Origin of the sequence: Pseudomonas sp. RIT-PI-o (assembly GCF_001297215.1) — a bacterium.
In the GTDB taxonomy this organism is placed as follows: Bacteria; Pseudomonadota; Gammaproteobacteria; order Pseudomonadales; family Pseudomonadaceae; genus Aquipseudomonas; species Aquipseudomonas moraviensis_A.
In genome coordinates, this window is sequence record NZ_LHPA01000013.1 from 33702 (window position 1) to 56808 (window position 23107).

Consider the following 23107-nt stretch of genomic DNA (forward strand, 5'->3'; position numbering starts at 1 on the left):
TTATTGCCCCAACTTGCGCGGTTGCCAGGTCTTGATCACCAGCGTCACGTCGAGGTCGGTGCCGTGCAGCTTGATGCGTTCGGGCAGCCAATAACCATTCTGTTCGGTGTAGGCGGTGTATTCGACTTTCCAGCCGTCCTGCTCAAGACTGGCCAAACGGCTGTCGGCGTCCAGGTTCAGGCGACTTTTGCTCTCTGGAGCTGGCAGGCCACGAACCCACCAGGCCAGATTCGAGACTGGCAATTTCCAGCCAAGCTGTTCTTCGAGCAGGGCTTCGGGCGATTGCGATTCGTAGCGGCCCTGATTGGCGACTTCCAGTGACACTTTGCCCGGCCGCCCGGTCAGGCGTGCCGCGCCACGACCCAGCGGGCCGGACAGGCGAATGTCGTAGTAGTCCTGACGCTGCAGCCAGAACAACGTGCCGCTGCCGGAATCCTTCGGTGCGCGAATGCCGATCTTGCCGTCTATCTGCCAGCCGTCGAGGCCGGTGAGCTGCTGTTTGTTCGCCGCCCACTGGGTCGGGCTGCCGTGGCCCTCGACGGATTCGCGAGTGCCGAAACCAGAGCAACCGGCGAGCAGGGCGATGAAGCTGAAAACAATAACGTGGCGCAAAAACATGGGTTAAAGAGTCTCGGATCCGGTCAGGCGCTTGATGGTGCTGCGCAGAATGGTGCTGTCGGGCTGGTCCTTGAGGAACTTGCCCCACACTTGTTTGGCTTCGCGTTGATTGCCCTTGGCCCAGAGGACTTCGCCCAGGTGCGCGGCGACTTCGTGGTCAGGGAAACGCTCGAGCGCCTGGCGCAGGTATTTCTCTGCGTCGTCCAGATTGCCCAGGCGGTAGTTCACCCAGCCGAGGCTGTCAAGAACCGCCGGGTCTTCCGGATTGATCTGATGCGCCTGCTCGATCAGCGTTTTCGCTTCGGCGTAACGGGTAGTGCGGTCGGACAAGGTGTAGCCCAGCGCATTCAGCGCCATGGCATTGTCCGGATCGCGCTTGATGATCAGGCGCAGGTCTTTTTCCATTTGCGCCAGGTCATTGCGCTTCTCCGCGAGCATGGCGCGGGTGTAAAGCAGGTTGAGATCGTCCGGGTATTTCTGCAGGGCTTGCTGCAGGACTTTCCAGGCCTTGTCGTCCTGTTTGTTGGCCGACAGCGTTTCCGATTCGATCAGGTACAGCTGGATGGCGTAGTCGGGCTGTTCGTCACGCTCGGCCGCCAGTTTGCTTTGCGCTTCGGCGGCTTTGCCGTTGCTCATCAGAATATCGGCCTGACGCAGTTGTGCCGGCAGATAGTCGTTGCCCGGGCCGACCTGGGCGTACTCGATGAGTGCGCCTTGCGGATCGTTGCGTTCTTCGGCAATCCGGCCGAGGTTAAGGTGCGCCGAATCGACATGGCTTTCGCGAGCGATGAGGTCTTCCAGATAACCCTTGGCCTCGTCCCACGCCTTGGCTTCCAGGCACACCAGCGCCAGCGAATAGCGCAGTTCGTCGTCTTCCGGGTATTGCTGAACAAGCGTGGAGAACTCGGCCTTGGCGTCGTCCATACGGTCCTGCTCGACCAGCATCCGCGCGTAAGTCAGGCGCAGGCGTTTGTCTTCCGGGTACTTCCTGATGTTTTTCTGCAGCAGCGGCAGCGCTTCGTCGCCACGATTGAGCAGCTGAAGCAGGCGCGCGCGCAGCAGAATCGGTGCGATCTCGCCATCTTCCGGCGGATGGTCTTCAAGCAGGGTCAGTGCGCCCTGATTGTCGCCGTCCTGCTGCAACAGCAGCGCCTTGCCGAAAATCAGCTGATTGTTGTTCGGGTGACGCTGCAGCAAGCGGTCGAAGCTTTTCATCAGACCGTTGCGGGTTTCCTGATCGGTGTCGGCGGCCGACAGTGCGAGGAAATCGAAATGGGTGTCGCCCTTGCCCTGCAGGACTTTCTCCATATAGACCATGGAGTCGTCGTAACGCCCGGCGCGGGCCAGTTGCACGGCGGCGGCGCGTTGCGCTTCGAGATCGTCCGGAGCGTTGCGCGCCCAGATCAGCGCGGTGTCGAGGGCCGGTTGATCGGCGCCCAGATATTCGGCGATGCGAAAAGCACGCTCGGACACGCCCGGATCCTGGGTGTTGATGGCCTGGGTCACGTAGTTGTCCAGGGCAATGTCGAAACGATTGCGCTGGCCGGCGAGTTCGGCACTCAGCAGGCTGAACACGGTTTCCTCGCTGAACGAGCTGTAAACCTTGGGCTTTTCAGGCGCGGGCGTGGTGTCTTCGACCGGCGGGGTGCCGTCCGGCGCAACGGGCGCCATGGCCTGGCAGCCGCTGAGGAAGACAAAAGCGAGGAGCAACGCGGAAGATCTATTCATATAGGAAGAGGACGACTAACCTGCGGTCGGATCATCATGACACAAGCCTTCGGCCAAACATAACCGAGACTCAATTGTGGCCATTATAGGGGCCGACAATTGGGACAATAGTCAGCGGTAGTTGTTCTGGATCTTTCGAAGTAGGACAATTGCCGGCTTCACGTCACCACCAGCGACCTTGAATGGCCTTCCTTGCACTCGGTATTAACCACAAGACTGCTTCAGTAGACGTCCGCGAGCGCGTGGCCTTTACCCCTGAGCAGCTGGTTGAGGCCTTGCAGCAGCTCTGCCGACTGACCGACAGCCGCGAAGCCGCGATCCTCTCCACCTGCAATCGCAGTGAGCTTTATATAGAACAGGATCAGCTCTCGGCCGATGTCGTGCTGCGCTGGCTCGCCGACTATCACCATCTGAGCCTGGACGAGCTGCGCGCCAGTGCCTATGTGCATGAAGACGATGCGGCCGTTCGTCACATGATGCGCGTCGCCTCCGGGCTCGATTCGCTGGTGCTCGGCGAACCACAGATTCTCGGTCAGATGAAATCGGCCTACGCCGTGGCCCGCGAGGCCGGCACCATCGGCCCGCTGCTGGGGCGGCTGTTTCAGGCGACCTTCAATGCCGCCAAGCAGGTGCGCACCGATACTGCGATCGGCGAGAACCCGGTGTCGGTGGCATTTGCCGCCGTCAGCCTGGCCAAACAGATTTTCAGTGATCTGCAACGCAGTCAGGCGCTGCTGATCGGCGCTGGCGAGACGATCACTCTGGTCGCGCGCCATTTGCATGAGCTGGGGGTCAAGCGCATCGTCGTTGCCAACCGTACGCTGGAGCGCGCCAGTCAGTTGGCTGAGCAGTTCGGCGCTCACGCGGTGCTGCTCTCGGACATTCCGGCGGAACTGGTGCGCAGCGACATCGTCATCAGTTCGACCGCCAGCCAGTTGCCGATTCTCGGCAAGGGCGCGGTGGAAAGTGCACTGAAGCTGCGCAAGCACAAGCCGATCTTCATGGTCGACATTGCTGTACCGCGAGATATCGAGCCGGAAGTCGGCGAACTCGACGACGTTTACCTGTACAGCGTCGACGATCTCCACGAAGTGGTTGCCGAAAACCTCAAGAGCCGCCAGGGCGCAGCGCAAGCGGCGGAGGAAATGGTCTCGGTCGGCGCCGACGATTTCATGGTGCGCCTGCGCGAACTGGCGGCGGTCGATGTGCTCAAGGCCTATCGTCAACAGAGCGAACGCCTGCGTGACGAAGAATTGCAAAAGGCCCTGCGTCTGCTGGCCAACGGCGGCAACGCCGAGGACGTGCTCGGGCAACTGGCCCGTGGCCTGACCAACAAACTCTTGCATGCGCCCAGCGTGCAGTTGAAAAAGCTGTCTGCCGAAGGCCGCCTCGATGCGCTGGCCATGGCCCAGGAACTCTTCGCCCTCGAGGGCTCACCGGATAGTTTTTCGGATAAAAAACCGCAATGAAAGCGTCACTGCTCAACAAGCTGGACATTCTCCAGGACCGTTTCGAGGAACTGACCGCGCTGCTCGGCGACGGCGAAGTCATTGCCGATCAGGCCAAATTCCGCGCCTATTCCAAGGAATATGCCGAACTCGAGCCTGTCGTGGCTGCGTATAAAAAGCTGCTCAGCGTACAAGGCGATCTTGAAGGCGCACAGGCCCTGCTCAAGGACAGCGACCCGGACATGCGCGAAATGGCCGTGGAAGAAGTCCGCGAAGCCAAGGAATTGCTGATCACGCTGGAATCCGATCTGCAGCGCATGTTGCTGCCCAAGGATCCGAACGACGGGCGCAACGTCTTCCTCGAAATCCGCGCCGGCACCGGTGGCGACGAGGCGGCGATCTTCTCCGGCGACCTGTTTCGCATGTATTCGCGTTATGCCGAGCGGCGTGGCTGGCGTGTCGAGATCCTCTCGGAAAACGAAGGCGAACACGGTGGCTATAAAGAAGTCATCGCCCGTATCGAAGGCGACAACGTCTACGGCAAGCTGAAATTCGAGTCCGGCGCGCACCGTGTCCAGCGTGTTCCTGCCACCGAATCCCAGGGCCGGATTCACACCTCCGCCTGCACCGTGGCGGTATTGCCCGAGCCGGACGAACGCGAAGCCATCGAGATCAATCCGGCGGATTTGCGCGTCGACACCTTCCGCTCCTCCGGGGCCGGTGGTCAGCACGTCAACACCACGGACTCGGCGATCCGCATCACCCACATACCCACCGGCACTGTCGTCGAGTGTCAGGAAGAACGTTCCCAGCACAAGAACCGTGCCCGGGCGATGGCCTGGTTGTCGGCCAAGCTCAACGATCAGCAAAACGCTGCGGCGGCCAACGCGATTGCCAGTGAGCGTAAATTGCTGGTCGGTTCCGGCGATCGCTCCGAGCGCATCCGCACGTACAACTATGCTCAAGGCCGGGTCACCGACCATCGCGTCAACCTGACCCTGTATTCGCTGGATGAAATTCTTGCCGGTGGCGTCGAAGCCGTGATCGAGCCGTTGCTGGCCGAATACCAGGCTGACCAACTCGCAGCGATAGGTGAATAAATGACCATCATCGCCAGCCTGTTGCGCGCCGCCGAACTGCCGGACTCGCCCACTGCGCGCCTGGACGCTGAACTGCTCCTCGCCGCCGCGCTGGGCAAGTCGCGCAGCTTTCTGCATACCTGGCCCGAGCGCATCGTCCCGAGCGAGGCTGCGCTGACGTTCGCCGAGTACCTGCAACGGCGGCGTAGCGGTGAGCCGGTGGCCTACATTCTCGGCCAACAGGGCTTCTGGAAACTCGATCTGGAAGTCGCGCCGCACACGCTGATCCCGCGCCCGGATACCGAATTGCTGGTGGAGGCAGGCCTTGAACTGCTGCCGGCAACGCCGGCCAAAGTTCTCGACTTGGGCACCGGCAGTGGCGCGATTGCGTTGGCTCTGGCCAGCGAGCGCCCGGCGTGGAAAGTCACCGCCGTCGATCGCGTGCTCGAAGCCGTGGCATTGGCCGAACGCAATCGCCAGCGTCTGCACCTGAACAACGCCACCGTACTGAGCAGCCATTGGTTCAGTGCACTGGAAGGCCAGCGCTTTCAATTGATCATCAGCAACCCGCCGTACATTGCCGCCGCCGATCCGCATCTGGTCGAGGGCGATGTGCGCTTCGAACCGGCCAGTGCTTTGGTGGCCGGTGAAGATGGCCTCGATGATCTGCGCCTGATTGTTGCGCAAGCCCCCGATCATCTGGAAAGCGCTGGTTGGCTGATGCTCGAACACGGCTATGATCAGGCCGAAGCCGTGCGTGATCTGCTGCTCACCCGTGGCTTTGAAGAAGTCCACAGCCGCACCGATCTGGGCGGCCATCAACGCATCAGTCTGGGGCGCCTGCCGTGCTGAATGATCAGGAATTGCTGCGCTACAGCCGGCAGATTCTGCTGCAACACATCGACATCGACGGGCAACTGAAGCTCAAGGCCAGCCGCGTGCTGATCGTCGGCCTCGGCGGCCTCGGCGCGCCGGTGGCCTTGTACCTGGCGGCAGCGGGCGTCGGCGAGTTGCATCTGGCGGATTTCGACACGGTCGATCTGACCAACCTGCAACGGCAGATCATTCACGACACAGACAGCGTCGGCATGTCCAAGGTCGACTCGGCGCTCAAACGCCTGGGCGCGATCAATCCTGAAATCCAACTCATCGCCCATCGGCGGGCGCTGGACGAGGATTCTCTTGCCGCAGCGGTGGCGGCGGTGGATCTGGTGCTCGATTGCTCGGACAACTTCGCCACCCGTGAGGCGGTCAACGCCGCGTGTGTAGTCGCGCGCAAACCACTGGTGAGCGGCGCAGCGATTCGTCTGGAAGGGCAGTTGTCGGTGTTCGACCCACGGCGTGCTGAGAGTCCTTGCTACCACTGTCTGTACGGTCACGGCAGCGAAGCCGAACTGACCTGCAGCGAGGCCGGCGTCGTCGGGCCGCTGGTTGGCCTGGTTGGCAGCCTGCAGGCGCTGGAAGCGCTGAAGGTGCTGGTCGGCTTTGGCGAACCGTTGGTGGGGCGCCTGCTGCTGATCGACGCCTTGGGTTCGCGCTTCCGTGAACTGCGGGTCAAGCGCGATCCGGGCTGCAGCGTCTGTGGCGCGCGCCATGCGTGAAGCGCCGATCGGCGTGTTCGATTCCGGGGTCGGCGGCTTGTCGGTTCTCGCGGAAATCCAGCGTTTGCTGCCCAACGAATCGCTGCTCTACGTCGCCGATTGCGGGCATATTCCCTACGGCGAAAAGACCCCGGAATTCATCCGTCAGCGTTGCAGTGTGATGGCCGGTTTTTTCCGCGAGCAGGGCGCCAAGGCTTTGGTGCTGGCGTGCAATACCGCGACTGTCGCCGGTGTTGCCGATCTGCGTCGCGACTTCCCCGACTGGCCGATTGTCGGCATGGAACCGGCGGTCAAACCGGCTGCAGCGGCGACCCGCAGTGGCGTGGTAGGCGTGCTGGCAACGACAGGTACATTGCAGAGCGCCAAGTTCGCCGCGTTGCTCGATCGCTTTGCGGCTGACGTCAAAGTCATCACCCAGCCGTGTCCGGGGTTGGTCGAACTGATTGAAAGTGGCGACCTGCACAGCGCCCAATTGCGCACTTTGCTGCAGGGTTACGTCACCCCTTTGCTGGCTCAGGGCTGCGATACGATCATCCTGGGATGCACCCATTATCCTTTCCTCAAGCCGCTGCTAAGGTCGATGATCGCCGACGATGTCAGCCTGATCGATACCGGCGCTGCCGTGGCCCGGCAGCTGCAACGGTTGCTCGCCGAGCGTGATCTGCTGGCGCAAGGTCCGAGCTTGCCTGTAAGGTTCTGGACCAGTGCCGATGCACGATCCTTCAGAAAAATCCTACCGCTGCTGGGCCAAACTGCGTCGAATGTGCAAAACTTCGACTTGTAAAAAAAATGTGAAATAACTCGAAATACGCTGAACTTCTGACCAAGCGCAGATTTCTATAGCGACAGCAGCAACTTAAAACCAAACGATCGTTCCGGAAAAGGAAGTTTCAAAGTGAAGCGACTATTCTGCTTGGCCGCGATTGCGGCCGCATTGATGGGGCAAAGCATTTCTGCACAAGCCGCTGGCGTTGAATTCGCCGTCGGCGGTACCAGCGATTCGACAATGACGTATCGCCTGGGCATGAATTTCGACTGGGACAAGAGCTGGCTGCAGAGCGACGTGGGTCGCCTGACCGGCTACTGGAGCGGTGCCTACACGTACTGGGAAGGTGACAAGACTTCCAGCAACAACAGCCTGTCGTTCTCGCCTGTCTTCGTTTACGAGTTTGCCGGCCAGTCCGTCAAACCGTACGTTGAAGCGGGTATCGGTGCGGCGTTCTTCTCCAACACCGAATACGAAAGCAACAAGCTGGGCGGCTCCTTCCAGTTCGAAGACCGCATCGGTTTCGGCCTGCGCTTCAACGGCGGCCACGAAGTCGGCATCCGCGCCACGCACTACTCCAACGCTGGCCTGTCCAGCGACAACGATGGTGTAGAAAGCTACGCGCTGCATTACACAATGCCGCTGTAATTGTTCGACGCTTCACGCTTCTTGTAGGAGTGAGCCTGCTCGCGATCGCGGTGTGTCAGCCGGAACATTTGGCACTGACACACCGCGATCGCGAGCAGGCTCACTCCTACAGTTGTTTCAGCGGTAGGCTGTTGCAATACCCCGGCGCTCTTCGATGCACTCCGGCGCGCCCATTTCAAACTCGCGGCAGATCAACGGTCGCCGTTCGTAGATCGTGCACATCATGCTGTCGCGATCCAGCGCCGCACACCAGCCGTCGTCCAGACGCAGCATCACTTCACCGCCCCATTCATCGGTATCGATAAAGCGATCAGGCACGCCGGTGTCGGTGATCAGCATCACTTCGAGCTGGCAGCAGCACGCGGCGCAGGTCGAGCAGGTGACTGCCGGTTCGTCGATTTGTGTGTGGGGGATGGTTTTCATCGCGGCAGTGTAAGGCAGTGATCGCTGTGGGTGTGAAAGCGCTGACGGACGCTCATGGCGCCAGCCGTCGCGCCATCATGTGCAGCAGCGGAAACAGCCCGGCCCAGAGCACGCCGATCACCATCAGCGTCGGCACTTCGCCGTAGGGAAATTGCACGCCGGCCAGGCGTCCACCGCCGTAGTACGACAACGCACCGCCCACCGCGCCAAGTGCGCTGGCCAGCCACCATGGCCGTGCGCTCCAGGCCAGACAATGACGCAATGTGGTGGCAAGCAGCGCCCAGAGCAGCATCAGCCACAACGGAATCAACGGTGCAGCATCTTCGAAGCGGAACACGTCGAGGTAACGCAAAACACTGTCTACCGCCGTGCCGACAATCACCACGGACAGCATCAGCCGACCCTCCGCCGCCCAACTGCTGATCCAGCGCAGATGAATGACCAGCGCCGCCAGTGCAAGCAACAGCCACAAACTGTTGCCGCCGATGACGCAGGCCAGCCAGCCGAGCTGGAACAGCACGGCATTGGCGAGGCGCTCAAGCATCGAAGCGACCGAGCAGCGGCGCGGTCATCGCCGCCGGTTTCGCCAGCAGCAATTGCGCGGTGCCGATGGTCCGCTCGAGGAATCCGCCCTCGCAGTAGCACAGGTAGAACTCCCACAAGCGCAGGAAATAATCGTCGTAACCCAATTCGTTCAAGCGACCATGGGCGAGGCGAAAGTTCTCGTGCCACAGGCGCAATGTCCTGGCGTAATGCAGGCCGAAATCTTCCATGTGCAGCAGGTTCATGTCGGTCTCGCGACTGACCACATCGAGCATCTTGTGCACCGAGGGCAGGGCGCCGCCGGGGAAGATGTAGCGCTGGATGAAGTCGACGCTGCGTTTCGCCTGTTCGTAGCGTTGCTCGCGAATGGTGATCGCCTGGAGCAGCATCAGGCCATTGCTCTTGAGCAACTGCGCGCATTGCTTGAAATAGGTCGGCAGGAACCGATGGCCGACCGCTTCGATCATCTCGATCGACACCAGTTTGTCGTACTCGCCGCTGAGGTCGCGGTAGTCCTTGAGCAGCAGCGTGACGCGATCCTGCAAGCCGAGTTGTTCGATGCGTTTGGCGGTGAACGCGAACTGCTCTTTGGACAGAGTCGTGGTGGTCACGCGGCAGCCATAATGCTGCGCCGCGTACAGCGCCATGCTGCCCCAACCGGTGCCGATTTCCAGCAGGTGATCGCTGGGCTTGAGCGCGAGTTTCTGGCAGATGCGTTCGAGTTTGTTCAGTTGTGCCTGTTCCAGGGTGTCGCTTGGGGAGAGGAACTGGGCGGCGGAATACATCATGGTCGGGTCGAGAAACTGTTCGAACAGTTCATTGCCGAGGTCGTAATGCGCGGCGATGTTTTTTTGTGAGCCCTTGCGCGTGTTGCGATTGAGCCAGTGCAGGCCTTGCACGAAGGGCCGGCCGAGTCGCGCCAGGCCACCCTCCATGGCGTCGAGCACCTCGAGATTGCTGACGAACACGCGCACCACCGCGGTCAGGTCCGGCGAACTCCAATAGCCGTGTATGAATGCTTCGCCGGCGCCGATCGAGCCGTTGCTGGCAACCATGCCCCACAGCGCCGGATCGAGCACATGGACCTCGCCGAGCAAGGCGCTGCCCGGTGTGCCAAAGAGCATCTGTTCGCCATCCTCGACGACCATCAATTGTCCGTGTTTGAGCTGCGCGAGCTGTCGCAGCACGCCACGGCGCAGCAGCGAGCCGGTCAGGCCGTTGGTGCTGAAGCGACCGAGCGGCAGGCTAGAGGATTTCATGGTGCGGCTCCTTCGGAGGCACGGTGGCGGTTTGAAAGCTGCCGTCGGCAGGCTGATGAGCGAAAATCGGCGCGCGCTTGAGCAGCAGTCGCAGCGCTTGCCAGTAGATCGCCAGGGCGGTTTTTGCGGTCATCCACGGGAAGCGGCGCAGATAGCGGTGCAGGCTGCGACGATCGAGCGGTTCGCGGCGCAGATTCAACGTGGCGTCGAACAGTTTTTCGCTGCCCTGCCAATCGGCCATGTGCACGCCGAGGCTTTGCGCGGCCGGGCTGAAACTCATGCGGTATTCGAGGTCGCGGGGCAGGAACGGCGAGACGTGAAAGGCCTTGGCCACGGCGAAATGTTGATGAAAATCCACCAGACTGGTCGGTGTCTGCGCCGGCAGCACGTAGTGATAACGCTCGCGCCATGGCGTATTGGTCACCTCGCAGACGATCGCCGCCAGTTGCCCGTCGGCTTCGTGGCAATAGAAGAAACTCACCGGATTGAACGACAGCCCCCAACTGCGCGGCTGAGTCAAAAGGCACACCGCGCCCTTTGGCTCATGACCGATGGCCGCGCCCACCTGCTGGCGCACCGCGTCGATCAGACGGATGCCCTTGCCGGTGAAAGCTTTCAGGTAATCGGTCTCACGAAACGAGAACGGCGCAAAGCGACTACGCCCCGCTAGCGGCGACAAGGCCAGCACGGCGTCCTGTTCGCTCAGGTCGAGATAGAGCAAACCGATGCGGTAGCGGAATTCGTGACGGCGCGGCGAGAAACGTCGATGGCCGATCACGCCGCTGTAGAGGGCGCTGTTCACAGGGTTTCACCGAACGCAGCGGCCACGCGCAAGCCGCTGACCACGCCATCCTCATGGAAGCCATTGGCCCAGTAGGCGCCGCAATAATGCGTGTGCTGCTCGCCATCGAGTTCGCCCCAGCGGTTTTGCGCCGCTGCGGCAGCCAAAGTGTATTGCGGGTGGGCGTAGGTGTAGCGGGCCAGCACTTTGTCCGGGGTGATGCCGGCGGTCTGGTTGAGGCTGACGCAGAATGTAGTGTCGCTCTCGATGCCCTGCAGGATGTTCATGTTGTAGGTGACCGCCGCGCGAGTATGACCGGCGCCGCCGAGGCGGTAGTTCCAGCTGGCCCAGGCCAGTTTGCGCGCGGGCAACAGGCGCGTGTCGGTGTGCAGCACCACGTCGTTGTCGGCGTAGAGCAGGGCGCCGAGAATCGAGCGCTCGGCCTCGCTCGGATTGGCCAGCAACTTCAGGGCCTGATCGCTGTGGCAGGCAAACACCACTTTGTCGAAATGTTCGAGGCCGGCCGGGCTGTGGATAACCACGCCGTGCTGATTGCGCTCGACGCGGCTGACCGGGCAGTTCAGGCGAATCCTGTCGTGGAATGAGGCGGTCAGTGGCGCGATGTAGGCACTGGAGCCGCCCTCAATGACCTGCCACTGCGGACGATCACTGACCGACAGCAGTCCATGATTCTTGAAAAAGCGCAGGAAAAACTGCAGAGGGAAATTGAGCATTTCCGCCATCGGCATCGACCAGATCGCCGCGCCCATCGGCACGATGTAATGCAGGATGAAGCGTTCACCGTAGCCGCCGGCCTTGAGGTAATCGTCGAGGGTAGTGTCGGCGGCGATGCGCAGTTCCATCAGGTCACGCTGGGCCTCCTTGTTGAAGCGCAGAATGTCGCGCAGCATGCCCCAGAACCCCGGCGACAACAGATTGCTGCGCTGGGCGAACAGGCTGTTGAGGTTGTTGCCGTTGTACTCGACCCCAGTGTCCGGGTCGGTCACCGAAAAGCTCATTTCGGTCGGCTTGAACGCCACGCCGAGCTGGTTGAGCAAGCGAATGAAGTTCGGGTAGGTCCAGTCGTTGAACACGATGAAGCCGGTGTCGATGGCGAATGGCTGCCCGGCCACGCTGACCGGCACGGTATGGGTATGCCCGCCAACCCAGTCACTCGCTTCGAAGACGGTGATGTCGTGGCGGCGGTTCAGCAGGTAAGCGCAGGTCAGCCCGGCGATACCGCTGCCAATCACGGCGATTTTCATACCGGATCCCGCTGCGGTGGGTTTTTGCGCACCATGCGTTTGCCGATCGCCAGTTGCGCGCGGGCCGGCAGCTTCGACAGTGGCCAAAGCGCCGCCATGAACAGCCCCGGGAAAGCAATTTCCAGCGGCCGGTCCTTGAGTTTGGCGAAGATGTGCCGCGCCGCTTTATCCGCGGGCCAGCTCAGCGGCATCGGGAAATCGTTCCTCTCGGTCAGCGGCGTCTCGACAAAACCCGGGCTGATGATAGTGACGTCAATGCCTTCGTCCGCCAGATCGATGCGCAGCGATTCGAACAGGTAACGCAGCCCCGCCTTCGATGCGCCGTAGGCTTCGGCCCGTGGCAGCGGCAGGTAGGTCACCGAGCTGGCCATGCCGACCAGATGCGGCGTGGTGCCTTTGCGCAGCAGCGGCAGGGCGGCTTCGATGCAGTAGCTGCTGGCGAGCAGATTGGTGCGTACCACGTGCTCGATGATCGAGGAATCGAACTGGCGCGCGTCGACATATTCACAGGTGCCGGCGTTGAGAATCACGCTGTCCAGCGAGCCCCAGGCGTCGCCGATCCGCTCGCCGATTTCGCGCACGGTCTGACTGTTGGTCAGATCGCCGGGCACCACCAGTACCTGGCCCGGATAACGCTGCGACAAGACTTTCAGCGGCGCGACCGAGCGCGAACTGACCGCCAGGTGCGCGCCGCTTTTCAGAATGTCCTCGCACAATGCTGCACCGATGCCACTGCTGGCGCCGGTCAACCAATACCGCCGTGGAGGTGTACGACTCATCCCATTCTCCTTTTCAGCCAGGCAATCACCCGGCCCAATATTGGCAAGTGTTCATACAGCAGCGCCCCGGCATCGAAATAATCCCGATGGCGATAAACCTTGTCGCGCCAGAGCAGGTGCGAACAGCCGCCAACCCGGATTTCCCGGCCTTTGGCCAGACGCGGGTGGCGATAGCTCATGACCCAGCGCAGATAACCTTCGCCTGCGCCGATCTGGTCGAAACCGTGAAAGTCGAAGCGTAGATCGCTGACGTTGGCGTACAGCTCTTTGAAGTAATCCTGCAGTTGCGCCAGCCCCTGAACTTCGTGCAGCGGATCGGTGAAATGAATGTCGTCGCTGTACAGCTCGCCCAAGCGATGCAGATTGTCTTTGTTCAACCCGGAAAACTCGCGGGCGAAGCTGCGCAGGAATTCACTCATCGCCGCCACTCGCATGCTGGCGCGACGGCAGGTTCTTGAACGCCGTCAGCGCACGCTCGCGTGAGGCGCTGAGGTTGACGATCGGCGCCGGATAATCCGCCACGCCGAACAGCCCTCCGGCGCCCGCCGGATTGTGCACTTCCTTTTTGTTGAGCCCGGCCAGTTCCGGCAACCAGTGCTTGATGAACACGCCCTCAGCGTCGAATTTTTCCGACTGGCTCAACGGGTTGAAAATACGGAAGTACGGCGCCGAATCGGTGCCGGTCGACGAGCTCCACTGCCAACCGCCGTTGTTCGCCGCCAGGTCGCCATCGATCAGGTGGCGCATGAAAAAGCGTTCGCCCTCGCGCCAGTCGATCAGCAGGTTTTTGGTCAGGAACATCGCCACGACCATGCGCAGGCGATTGTGCATCCAGCCGGTTTCAAGCAACTGACGCATCGCCGCGTCGATGATCGGCAGGCCGGTGCGTGCCTCTTGCCAGGCCTTGAGCTCCTCCGGCGCATCGCGCCAGGCCAGCGCCTCGGTTTCCGGGCGAAAGGCGCGGTGCCGCGACACGCGCGGGTAGCCGACCAGAATATGTTTGTAGAATTCGCGCCAGAGCAGCTCGTTGATCCAAGTCACCGCGCCGACCTTGCCGCTTTCGAACTCGCCCTGATTGCTTTGCAGAGCGGCGTGCAGGCACTGACGTGGCGAAATCACCCCGGCGGCGAGGTACGCCGACAATTGGCTGGTACCGGGTTTGGCCGGAAAGTCGCGTTCGCTGCGGTAATAATCGATCTGCGCATCGGTGAAAGTGTCGAGTCGGCGCTGCGCCTCTTGCTCACCGGCCGGCCACAACGTGCGCAGGGATTGGCTCGGCGTGGCGAAGCCTTTGACTGCCTCGGGAATGGCATCGCTGGCGATATCCAGCGCGGCCTGTTTGCCGGGTGCCTTGACCAGCGCCGGCATCGAGCGGTGCAGGCGTTCGTAACAGACCTTGCGGAACTGACTGAACACCTGAAAGTAGGTACCGGTCTTGGTCAGCACTGTGCCGGGTTTGAACAGCAATTGATCCAGATAGCTGTGGAATTCAATGCCCTCGGCCTGCAACGTTTCGGCGACGGCCTCATCGCGGCGGCTTTCGTGAACGCCGTATTCTTCGTTGACGTGCACTGCTTCGATCTTCAATTGCCGGCAGAGCTTGAGCAATTCTGCCGGCGCTTGATCCCAGTGCGGCGCGCTGCGAATCAACAGCGGGATGTTCAGTGCGCCGAGGCTCTGGCTCAGTTCGCGCAGGTTGCGCAACCAGAAATCCACCTTGCACGGCGCATCGTCGTGGTCCAGCCACTGCTGCGGGCTCAACAGGTACACCGCCACGGTCGGGCCGCGCGCTGCGGCGGCTGCGAGCGCTGTGTTGTCATGTTGGCGCAAGTCGCTGCGCAGCCAGATCAGTTGCATGTGATTAAACCCACCATCAAATCAATCCACGCTCGAGCAGCGCCTGATGGGCTGCAAGCGGATCTTCAGCCAAGAACAGATTGGCAGCCTGGGCAGTGCGTGCGGACAACTCGGTGTGATGGATGTGCACCGCAGGTCCGGCGATCAAGGTCGGGCAATTGACGTTCGCCAGCAGTTTCGGCAACTGCGCCAGTTGCATGGCTTTGCTCGAATACAGCAGCACGCCACGGGCTTGCAGATGCTCGACGGTGAGTGCCAGTTCACCGGCCGGCAGCGGCCAGTCGAAGGCTTGCACCGGGCAGTCGGCACTGCTGATCAGCCATGCGCACAGCCACAGGTGCGGTTCCAGCGGCAGGTCGGAATGATTGATCAACAGCAGCGGCGCCGAATGCAGCTGGCGGTTGTTATGGTAGATGCGTGCACCGAATTTGCTGCGCAGCCAGGAATAGAAAAACGTCCGCTCCATCTGCGCGCCGAACTGGCCCTGCCAGCGCTGTTCGAGTTCGGCCAGCAGCGGCATCAGCAATTGCTCGCACAAGGTCCGGGGCGGGTACAGGGCGATGGCCTGATTGACGCTGTCATCCAGCGTGCGCTCATTCAGTGCGGTGACCGCCGAAAGCAACGTCTGTCGCAGACGCTGCCAGTCGTTCTCCACGGTCTCGGTGAAGGCCTGCGGGGCGTCGAGCAGTGGCTTGACCTGACTGACCGCCACCCCACGGTTCAGCCAGGTGAGAATAGCCATGATTCGCTGCACATGTTCAGCGCTATACAGTCGATGGCCCTTGGGCGTGCGCTGGGGCACCACCAGCCCGTAGCGACGTTCCCACGCACGCAGGGTGATGGCGTTGACGCCGGTTTGCCGCGCGACTTCGCGAATCGGCAACCAGCCCTCGTCGAGGGCTTTCTTGAAGTCGGCGCCGAGGTCTTCCCGGGCGCTGCTGTCGGTTTTATCGTTCATTAGATCGCATTTCGCAGACTGAGGTTTTCCGGATGCGGCTGCAGGTAAACCTGTTGCGCGATGTACGGGTCCGGATGGAGTCGAAAGTGGTGTTTAAGCAGCGTCAGGGGCACCACCAGCGGCACGATGCCCTGGCGGTACTGGCCGATGACCTGTTGCATTTCCTGTTTGTCTTCGGCACTCAGCGATTGTTTCAAATATCCGCTGAGGTGCAGCAGCACATTGCAATGGGTGCCGCGAGTGGCGCATTTCTTCAGCGCGGCCATCAGTTCGCTGAAGTAGCGCGGGCCGAGTTCGGCGGGATCGCTGTCGGCCATGTTGCCGAGCAGTTTGCCCAGGGTTTTGTATTGCAGCGGGTTGTGCGCCATCAGCTGGTACTTGTAGCGCGAGTGGAATTCGGTGAGCGCGCGGCGGCTGAGGCCCTGAGCGAGCACTTGTTGCCAGGCGCTGTAGGCGAGCACGCGGGTGATGAAGTTTTCCCGCAGCACCGGATCGTTGAGGCGCCCGGCTTCTTCGACCGGCAAGTCCGGGTGTCGGGCACAGAACGCCTGCGCGTAGATGCCACGTCCGCCGCCGTTCACCGGGGCACCGTTGGCGTGATAGACCTTGACCCGTTCCAGTCCGCAGGACGGCGACTGCTGCATGAAGATGTAGCCGCAAAGGTCCTGCAGCTCGCCGGCCATTTTCTCGCCGTACTCGGCCAGCGGCCTGGTGACGTTGATGGTCCGGTCGACGGTGCCGACGGCCTCGGGTTGCTCAGGGTCGCCCACCAGCCGGATCGGCTCGCGGGGAATGCCCATGCCGATGGCGACTTCCGGGCACAACGGGACGAAATCGAAATATTCCGCGAGGGTACGGCTGCACAGCCGCGATTCCTTGTGCCCACCGTTGTAGCGCACTTCTTCGCCCAACAGGCAGGCGCTGATGGCGATCTTCGGCTTGGACAGGGAAGCTGTAGACATGAGCACCTCGAATCTATACCTGTACAGAGAGTTATCTCTGTACAACTTTTCCTCAGCATAGAACGATGGATGTACAAGTCAAATGTTTTGTATAAGATTTTTCGTGCAGCGCTGAATCTGTGGGAGTGAGCCTGCTCGCGAAAGCGGTGGGTCAGTCAATGATTTCGTATCTGATACAGCTCTTTCGCGAGCAGGCTCACTCCTACAGTGGGAATTTATTTCCAGCCCAGTACCCAGTTTTCATTGTCCTGAAGCGTTCGCCAATCCATTCGCTCGCTACGCTGCGTCAGCACCGCCTGCAACTCGACCTCGAGTACCGTGCCTTCTTCATCGCGGATCAGTTCGGTGACCAGAAAATGCTTTTCGCGATTCTGCGGGTGGGCTGCTGTCCATTTCGACAGCAGCAGTTTGCGTGGATTGATCCGATTCATTGCAGGTGTTCGTGCAAGCGACGTGCAGCCTCCTGACCGCTGAGCCAGGCGCCTTCGACGCGCCCCGACAGACACCAGTCGCCACAGGCATACAAACCCAGATCGGCGTCGGCCAGGGTGGTCCATTCGTGGCCGGTCGCGGGGCGCGCGTAGAGCCAGCGGTGGGCGAGGCTGAAGGTTGGCGCAGGCATGGCACTGTGCAGCAGTTCGGCGAAAGCGCCATGCAGATGCTCGATGACCGCTTCCTTGGACAGATCAATGTGCTGCCGGCTCCAAGCGCTGGTTGCATGCAGCACCCAGGTGTCGAGGGTGGTGTCGCGCCCGGGTTTGCTGCGGTTGCGCGCCAGCCAGTCGAGCGGACTGTCCTGCACGAAGCAGCCTTCGATCGGCGTATCGAGCGGGGTTTCGAAGGCGAGGGCGACGGCCCAGGTCGGCTCCATTTTCACCCCGGCAGCAACGCCGGCGAGTTTCGGCGCGGCGGCCAGCAGCGCGGTGGCTTGCGGTGCCGGCGTGGCGATCACCACATGGCTGAAGGGGCCGTGGGTACAGCCGTCGGCGTCTTGCAGATGCCAATGTTCTTCGCCGCGATAGACCTCGGTGATGCGGCAGGCAAACTGCACATCCAGACCATCGAGCAGGCCGCGGGTGATGGCGCTCATGCGCGGCGTACCGACCCAGCGGGTCTGCTCGTCCGGCGACATGTTCAGTTGCCCGCCCTGGAAGGTGTAGAGCTGCGGCGTCCACTCGGCGGCCCAGCCCTGGCTCTGCCAGCGCTGCACTTCGGTAACGAAACGCCGGTCACGCGCGGTGAAGTATTGAGCGCCCATGTCCAGCGAGCCAGCGTCGCTGCGCTTGCTCGACATGCGCCCGCCGCTGCCACGGCTTTTATCGAACAGTTGAACGGTATGCCCGGTCTCTGTCAGAGCCTGGGCGGCGGAGAGCCCGGCGATGCCGGTGCCAATGATTGCGATAGGTACAGTCATAGGGGCCTCGTTTACCTTTCTGTACAGACTACGCCGTCGATGAAACCTGTACAATTCTGTTTTTTGGTATAACTTCTAGCGTTCTCGTTCTGACAGCTTGGCCTATTGTTAAACCATAGAGCCTGCCCGATAGAAAAGATCCCTGCCTATAAAAATAGACTAGTGATCCGGGTTAAACGCCACGCGAGGAAGATGTCATGCACATATTGCTGACCGGCGGTACTGGTTTGATCGGACGTCACCTCTGCCGACACTGGCTGGAGCAGGGCCATCGCCTGACGGTATGGAGTCGCCGTGCGGAAAAGGTCGCGCAGATCTGCGGCCCGCAAGTGCGCGGGATTGCGCGGCTGGAGGACCTCGGCGAAGAGCCGCTGGACGCGATCGTCAATCTCGCTGGGGCGCCGATTGCCGATCGCCCCTGGACCCATCGTCGCAAGGCATTGCTCTGGAGCAGTCGCATCACACTGACAGAAACGCTGCTCGCGTGGCTGGAAACTCGTGCGCAGAAACCGTCGCTGCTGATTTCCGGCTCGGCGATCGGCTGGTACGGCGACGGTGGCGAGCGCGAATTGACTGAAGAGTCGCCGCCCGGCATCGACGACTTCGCCAGTCAGTTGTGCATCGCCTGGGAAGAAACCGCGCTGCGCGCCGAGAACCTCGGCATCCGCGTGGTGCTGGTGCGGACCGGTCTGGTGCTGTCGGCCGAGGGCGGCTTTTTGTCGCGGCTCTTGCTGCCGTTCAAGCTCGGGCTCGGCGGGCCTTTGGGCAATGGCCGGCAGTGGATGCCATGGATTCACATCGACGATCAAATCGCCCTGATTGATTTTCTTCTGCACCGCAATCAGGCCAGCGGTCCTTATAATGCCTGCGCGCCGAAACCTGTGCGCAACCGCGAATTTGCCAAGACCCTGGGCAGCGTATTGCACCGCCCGGTGTTCATGCCGATGCCGACCCTGGCGCTGAAAGTCATGCTCGGCGAGCTGTCACTGTTATTGCTCGGCGGCCAGCGCGCGACGCCGGCACGCTTGCTGGAAGCGGGATTCAGCTTCCGCTTTACGGATTTACGTGCGGCTCTGGATGATCTATCCAGCCGCCTCTGAAATAGGACGTTGCATGACCGATCACGCTTTGCTTCTGGTCAACCTGGGCTCTCCGGCCTCCACCTCGGTGGCCGATGTGCGCAGCTACCTCAATCAATTTCTGATGGACCCGTATGTGATTGATCTGCCGTGGCCGCTGCGGCGGCTGCTGGTGTCGCTGATCCTGATCAAGCGTCCCGAGCAATCGGCCCATGCCTATGCGTCGATCTGGTGGGAGGAGGGCTCGCCGCTGGTGGTGCTCAGCCGCCGCTTGCAGGAGCAGATGACCCGAACGTGGAAACATGGTCCGGTGGATCTGGCGATGCGTTATGGCGAGCCGTCGATCGAAACCTGTCTGCTGCGTCTGGTGAAGGCCGGACACCGGAAAATCACGCTGGCGCCGCTGTATCCGCAGTTCGCCGACAGCACCACGACCACGGTGATCGAAGAAGCCCGACGCGTGCTGCGCGAGAAGAAACTCGACGTGCAGCTGTCGATCCTGCAACCGTTCTACGATCAGCCGGAATACATCGAGGCACTGGCCGCCAGCGCGCGCCCACACCTGCAGCAGGATTACGACCATCTGCTGCTGAGTTTTCACGGCTTGCCTGAGCGGCATCTGAGCAAACTCGACCCAACAGGCAATCACTGCCTCAAGGGCGCCGATTGCTGCCAGACCGCCTCGGCGGCGGTATTGGCGACCTGTTATCGCGCGCAGTGTTTCCGCACCGCCGCCGCCTTCGCCAAAACCATGGGTCTGGCGGACGGCAAGTGGTCGGTGTCGTTTCAGTCCCGCCTGGGCCGGGCGAAATGGATCGAGCCGTACACCGAAGCGCGGCTGGATGAACTGGCGAAAAGCGGGGTGAAAAAGATTCTGGTGATGTGCCCGGCGTTCGTCGCCGATTGCATAGAGACGCTGGAAGAGATCGGCGATCGCGGCAAGGAACAATTCCGCGAAGCGGGGGGCGAGGAACTGGTGCTGGTGCCGTGCCTGAACGACGACGCGCAATGGGCCAAGGCTTTGGCGACGCTCTGCGAACGCGCGCCGCTGGCCCTTTAAAGCAAATCGCGAGCAGGCTCACTCCTACAGGTATTGCGTTGACCTTGTAGGAGTGAGCCTGCTCGCGATAGCTATCTGTCAGGCAGTAAAAATCTTCAGGCGTTAAATCAGCGGCTCATCCGCTTTCTTGTTCTTCCAGCCGTCATTACCCGGCAGGATCAGGTTCAGCGCAATCGCTACCACCGCGCACAGCGCGATGCCTTTGAGGCCGAAGTCGTCCGGGCCAGTGCCGGTGCCGACCAGTACACCGCCAATGCCGAACACCAGCGTCACCGAGACGATCACCAGGTTGCGCGCTTCGCCCAGGTCGATCTTGTGGCGGATCAGGGTGTTCATGCCCACCGCCGCAATCGAACCGAACAACAGGCACAGAATCCCGCCCATCACCGGCACCGGAATGCTTTGCAGCAGCGCGCCGAACTTGCCGATGAACGCCAGGGTGATGGCGAAGATCGCCGCCCAGGTCATGATTTTCGGGTTGTAGTTCTTGGTCAGCATCACTGCGCCGGTGACTTCGGCGTAAGTGGTGTTGGGCGGGCCACCGAACAGGCCGGCAGCGGTGGTCGCAATGCCGTCACCAAGCAGGGTGCGATGCAGGCCCGGCTTCTTCAGGTAATCGCGACCGGTCACGCTACCTACGGCAATTACACCGCCGATGTGCTCGATCGCCGGAGCCAGTGCCACCGGAACGATGAACAGAATCGCCTGCCAGTTGAACTCTGGCGCGGTGAAGTGCGGCAAGGCGAACCAGGGCGCGGCAGCAATTTTCGCCGTGTCGACCACGCCGAAATAGAACGACATGGCAAATCCCACCAACACGCCGGAAATGATCGGCACCAGACGAAAGATGCCCTTGCCGAACACTGCCACGATCAACGTGGTCAGCAGCGCCGGCATGGAAATCATCATCGCCGTCTGATAGTGGATCAGCTCGGTGCCGTCACCGGCCTTGCCCATCGCCATGTTCGCGGCAATCGGCGCCATGGCCAGGCCGATGGAAATGATCACCGGACCGATCACCACCGGTGGCAGCAACCGGTCAATGAAGCCGGTGCCTTTGATCTTCACGGCCAGGCCCAGGAAGGTGTAGACGAAACCGGCCGCCATCACTCCGCCCATGGTCGCGGCGAGGCCGAACTGGCCCTTGGCGAGGATGATCGGTGTGATGAAAGCGAAGCTCGACGCGAGGAACACCGGGACCTGACGCCCGGTGACGATCTGGAACAGGATCGTCCCCAGACCTGCGGTAAACAGTGCCACGTTCGGGTCCAGGCCCGTGATCAGTGGCATCAGCACCAAAGCGCCGAAAGCCACGAACAGCATCTGCGCGCCGGACAGCACCGTGCGCCAGAGCGGATCGTTGAACTCTTGCTGCATGGTTACGCGTCCTTCTGCTTGGTGCCGAAGATCTTGTCACCGGCGTCGCCAAGCCCAGGAATGATGTAGCCGTGCTCGTTCAAGCGCTCATCGATGGATGCGGTGTAAATGGTCACGTCCGGGTGCGCCTGTTCTACGGCGGCAATGCCTTCCGGCGCGGCGACCAGAACCATGGCGCGGATGTCACGGCAACCGGCCTTCTTCAGCAGGTCGATGGTGGCAACCATGGAACTGCCGGTGGCGAGCATCGGGTCGATGATCATCGCCAGACGTTCGTCGATTTCCGGTACCAGTTTTTCCAGATATGTGTGCGCTTGCAGGGTTTCTTCGTTGCGGGCCACGCCCACGGCGGAGACCTTGGCTCCCGGAATCAGGCTGAGCACGCCTTCGAGCATGCCGATGCCGGCACGCAGAATCGGCACGACGGTGATCTTCTTGCCGGCGATCTTCTCCACCGACACAGTGCCGCACCAGCCGGCAATGTCGTAGGATTCGAGCGGCAAATCTTTTGTAGCTTCATAGGTCAACAGGGCGCCGACTTCCTGAGCGAGCTCGCGGAAATTCTTGGTGCTGATGTCAGCGCGGCGCATCAGGCCGAGTTTATGACGGATCAGCGGATGGCGGATCTCGAGGATGGGCATGGGAAAGGCTCCGGCGGCGGGCAAAAAAACCGGCCTAGATTAATCTATCCGAGGGTGATGTCCTATAGGACATTCTGTACGTTAGTCCATAAGAGCTTGATTCGACCTCGCGGGATGCGTACCTTTGCCCGCTTTTCCAATTCCGCCAACCCCTGGAGAGCGCCATGTCCGCTGATCTCGAGCATATCCGTCAAATCATGCGAGAGGCTGACTGCCTGTACACCGAGTCTGAAGTCGAGGCGGCCATCGCTCGCGTCGGTGCACAAATCAACGAACAACTGGCTGACAGCAATCCGGTGGTGTTCTGCGTGATGAACGGCGGCCTGATCTTCTCCGGCAAACTGCTGACGCATCTGCAATTCCCGCTGGAAGCGTCCTACCTGCACGCGACCCGTTATCGCAACGAAACCAGCGGCGGCGACCTGTTCTGGAAAGCCAAGCCGGAAGTCTCGTTCATCGACCGCGACGTGCTGATCATCGACGACATCCTCGACGAAGGTCACACCCTGGGCGCGATCATCGACTTCTGCAAACACGCCGGCGCGCGCAAAGTGCACACCGCCGTGCTGATCGACAAGGATCACGACCGCAAAGCGCGTCCTGACCTGAAAGCCGATTTCGTCGGCCTGCCGTGCATCGACCGTTATATCTTCGGTTATGGCATGGACTACAAAGGCTACTGGCGCAATGCCAACGGGATTTACGCCGTTAAAGGCATGTAAGCAAGATCAAAAGATCGCAGCCTTCGGCAGCTCCTACATGGGATTGATGTACACCCTGTAGGAGCTGCGGAACGCTGCGATCTTTTGCTTTTAATCCCA

Annotated in this window: 25 protein-coding genes; 9 read left to right on the plus strand and 16 right to left on the minus strand. The window is 61.3% G+C overall.

Annotation, left to right across the window (positions count from 1 at the left end):
* Together lolB and AEQ63_RS05830 are read right to left on the minus strand one after the other, a co-directional pair.
* Positions 1 to 618, minus strand: coding sequence for a lipoprotein insertase outer membrane protein LolB (gene lolB, locus AEQ63_RS05825; protein ID WP_064362120.1), 618 nt, complete (start codon positions 616 to 618; stop codon positions 1 to 3).
* A gap of 3 nt (positions 619 to 621) precedes the next feature.
* On the minus strand, positions 622 to 2346 hold the full coding sequence (locus AEQ63_RS05830; RefSeq protein WP_042609701.1) for a tetratricopeptide repeat protein: 1725 nt from the start codon (positions 2344 to 2346) through the stop codon (positions 622 to 624).
* A 182-nt stretch (positions 2347 to 2528) separates the two neighbouring features.
* Here AEQ63_RS05830 and hemA point away from each other — a divergent pair, with 182 nt between their 5' ends.
* The 6 genes from hemA (at position 2529) to AEQ63_RS05860 (ending at position 7888) form a co-directional block, all read left to right on the plus strand.
* A complete protein-coding gene (gene hemA / locus AEQ63_RS05835) occupies positions 2529 to 3815 on the plus strand; it encodes a glutamyl-tRNA reductase (protein ID WP_016773209.1) in 1287 nt (428 codons plus the stop codon).
* Positions 3812 to 4894, plus strand: coding sequence for a peptide chain release factor 1 (prfA, locus tag AEQ63_RS05840; protein ID WP_042609702.1), 1083 nt, complete (start codon positions 3812 to 3814; stop codon positions 4892 to 4894). The genes hemA and prfA overlap by 4 nt, the downstream gene beginning before the upstream one ends.
* Entirely contained in the window at positions 4895 to 5725 is an 831-nt protein-coding gene (prmC, locus tag AEQ63_RS05845) for a peptide chain release factor N(5)-glutamine methyltransferase (protein ID WP_064362121.1), read from the plus strand. It begins immediately after the preceding gene.
* Complete coding sequence (locus AEQ63_RS05850) at positions 5719 to 6474, plus strand: molybdopterin-synthase adenylyltransferase MoeB (RefSeq protein WP_042609704.1); 756 nt, start codon at positions 5719 to 5721, stop codon at positions 6472 to 6474. The genes prmC and AEQ63_RS05850 overlap by 7 nt, the downstream gene beginning before the upstream one ends.
* Positions 6467 to 7258, plus strand: coding sequence for a glutamate racemase (gene murI / locus AEQ63_RS05855; protein WP_064362123.1), 792 nt, complete (start codon positions 6467 to 6469; stop codon positions 7256 to 7258). The genes AEQ63_RS05850 and murI overlap by 8 nt, the downstream gene beginning before the upstream one ends.
* Before the next feature lie 111 nt (positions 7259 to 7369).
* Complete coding sequence (locus AEQ63_RS05860) at positions 7370 to 7888, plus strand: acyloxyacyl hydrolase (RefSeq protein ID WP_024014291.1); 519 nt, start codon at positions 7370 to 7372, stop codon at positions 7886 to 7888.
* Positions 7889 to 8005: 117 nt separating this feature from the next.
* Here AEQ63_RS05860 and AEQ63_RS05865 read toward each other — a convergent pair whose 3' ends face one another.
* The 12 genes from AEQ63_RS05865 to AEQ63_RS05920 all read right to left on the minus strand — a co-directional run bounded on the left by AEQ63_RS05865 (position 8006) and on the right by AEQ63_RS05920 (position 18129).
* Positions 8006 to 8311 (minus strand): YkgJ family cysteine cluster protein, encoded by a 306-nt coding sequence (locus AEQ63_RS05865; protein WP_042609706.1) that lies wholly within the window; start codon positions 8309 to 8311, stop codon positions 8006 to 8008.
* A gap of 52 nt (positions 8312 to 8363) precedes the next feature.
* Positions 8364 to 8855: a DUF2878 domain-containing protein gene (locus AEQ63_RS05870; protein WP_042609707.1), complete on the minus strand. Its 492-nt coding sequence runs from the start codon at positions 8853 to 8855 to the stop codon at positions 8364 to 8366.
* Complete coding sequence (locus tag AEQ63_RS05875) at positions 8848 to 10113, minus strand: SAM-dependent methyltransferase (protein WP_064362124.1); 1266 nt, start codon at positions 10111 to 10113, stop codon at positions 8848 to 8850. The genes AEQ63_RS05870 and AEQ63_RS05875 overlap by 8 nt, the downstream gene beginning before the upstream one ends.
* The gene (locus AEQ63_RS05880; protein ID WP_064362125.1) at positions 10100 to 10915 is read right to left on the minus strand and encodes a DUF1365 domain-containing protein; all 816 of its coding nucleotides are present in this window, start codon (positions 10913 to 10915) and stop codon (positions 10100 to 10102) included. Before AEQ63_RS05880 ends, AEQ63_RS05875 begins: the two co-directional genes overlap by 14 nt.
* Positions 10912 to 12159, minus strand: coding sequence for an NAD(P)/FAD-dependent oxidoreductase (locus tag AEQ63_RS05885; RefSeq protein WP_042609710.1), 1248 nt, complete (start codon positions 12157 to 12159; stop codon positions 10912 to 10914). Before AEQ63_RS05885 ends, AEQ63_RS05880 begins: the two co-directional genes overlap by 4 nt.
* On the minus strand, positions 12156 to 12938 hold the full coding sequence (locus AEQ63_RS05890) for an SDR family NAD(P)-dependent oxidoreductase (RefSeq protein ID WP_064362127.1): 783 nt from the start codon (positions 12936 to 12938) through the stop codon (positions 12156 to 12158). The genes AEQ63_RS05885 and AEQ63_RS05890 overlap by 4 nt, the downstream gene beginning before the upstream one ends.
* On the minus strand, positions 12935 to 13357 hold the full coding sequence (locus AEQ63_RS05895; protein WP_042609712.1) for a nuclear transport factor 2 family protein: 423 nt from the start codon (positions 13355 to 13357) through the stop codon (positions 12935 to 12937). Before AEQ63_RS05895 ends, AEQ63_RS05890 begins: the two co-directional genes overlap by 4 nt.
* Positions 13350 to 14795, minus strand: coding sequence for a deoxyribodipyrimidine photo-lyase (gene phrB / locus AEQ63_RS05900; RefSeq protein WP_064362129.1), 1446 nt, complete (start codon positions 14793 to 14795; stop codon positions 13350 to 13352). The genes AEQ63_RS05895 and phrB overlap by 8 nt, the downstream gene beginning before the upstream one ends.
* A 16-nt stretch (positions 14796 to 14811) precedes the next feature.
* Positions 14812 to 15753, minus strand: coding sequence for a MerR family transcriptional regulator (locus AEQ63_RS05905; protein ID WP_064362130.1), 942 nt, complete (start codon positions 15751 to 15753; stop codon positions 14812 to 14814).
* Positions 15753 to 16715 (minus strand): YbgA family protein, encoded by a 963-nt coding sequence (locus tag AEQ63_RS05910; RefSeq protein ID WP_064362131.1) that lies wholly within the window; start codon positions 16713 to 16715, stop codon positions 15753 to 15755. The genes AEQ63_RS05905 and AEQ63_RS05910 overlap by 1 nt, the downstream gene beginning before the upstream one ends.
* Positions 16716 to 16930: 215 nt before the next feature.
* Complete coding sequence (locus AEQ63_RS05915) at positions 16931 to 17146, minus strand: TIGR02450 family Trp-rich protein (protein ID WP_042609716.1); 216 nt, start codon at positions 17144 to 17146, stop codon at positions 16931 to 16933.
* A complete protein-coding gene (locus AEQ63_RS05920; protein ID WP_042609717.1) occupies positions 17143 to 18129 on the minus strand; it encodes an NAD(P)/FAD-dependent oxidoreductase in 987 nt (328 codons plus the stop codon). Before AEQ63_RS05920 ends, AEQ63_RS05915 begins: the two co-directional genes overlap by 4 nt.
* A gap of 197 nt (positions 18130 to 18326) precedes the next feature.
* Here AEQ63_RS05920 and AEQ63_RS05925 point away from each other — a divergent pair, with 197 nt between their 5' ends.
* On the plus strand, positions 18327 to 19229 hold the full coding sequence (locus AEQ63_RS05925; protein WP_064362133.1) for a TIGR01777 family oxidoreductase: 903 nt from the start codon (positions 18327 to 18329) through the stop codon (positions 19227 to 19229).
* Between the two features lie 13 nt (positions 19230 to 19242).
* On the plus strand, positions 19243 to 20268 hold the full coding sequence (hemH, locus tag AEQ63_RS05930) for a ferrochelatase (protein WP_064362135.1): 1026 nt from the start codon (positions 19243 to 19245) through the stop codon (positions 20266 to 20268).
* Between the two features lie 102 nt (positions 20269 to 20370).
* Here hemH and AEQ63_RS05935 read toward each other — a convergent pair whose 3' ends face one another.
* Together AEQ63_RS05935 and upp are read right to left on the minus strand one after the other, a co-directional pair.
* On the minus strand, positions 20371 to 21645 hold the full coding sequence (locus tag AEQ63_RS05935; RefSeq protein ID WP_027612217.1) for a uracil-xanthine permease family protein: 1275 nt from the start codon (positions 21643 to 21645) through the stop codon (positions 20371 to 20373).
* A gap of 2 nt (positions 21646 to 21647) precedes the next feature.
* Positions 21648 to 22286 carry a uracil phosphoribosyltransferase gene (upp, locus tag AEQ63_RS05940; RefSeq protein WP_024014279.1) on the minus strand — a complete coding sequence of 213 codons (639 nt, stop codon included), beginning with the start codon at positions 22284 to 22286 and terminating at the stop codon, positions 21648 to 21650.
* Positions 22287 to 22450: 164 nt separating this feature from the next.
* Here upp and AEQ63_RS05945 point away from each other — a divergent pair, with 164 nt between their 5' ends.
* Positions 22451 to 23008 (plus strand): hypoxanthine-guanine phosphoribosyltransferase, encoded by a 558-nt coding sequence (locus tag AEQ63_RS05945; RefSeq protein WP_016773231.1) that lies wholly within the window; start codon positions 22451 to 22453, stop codon positions 23006 to 23008.
* Positions 23009 to 23107 lie beyond the last annotated feature (99 nt).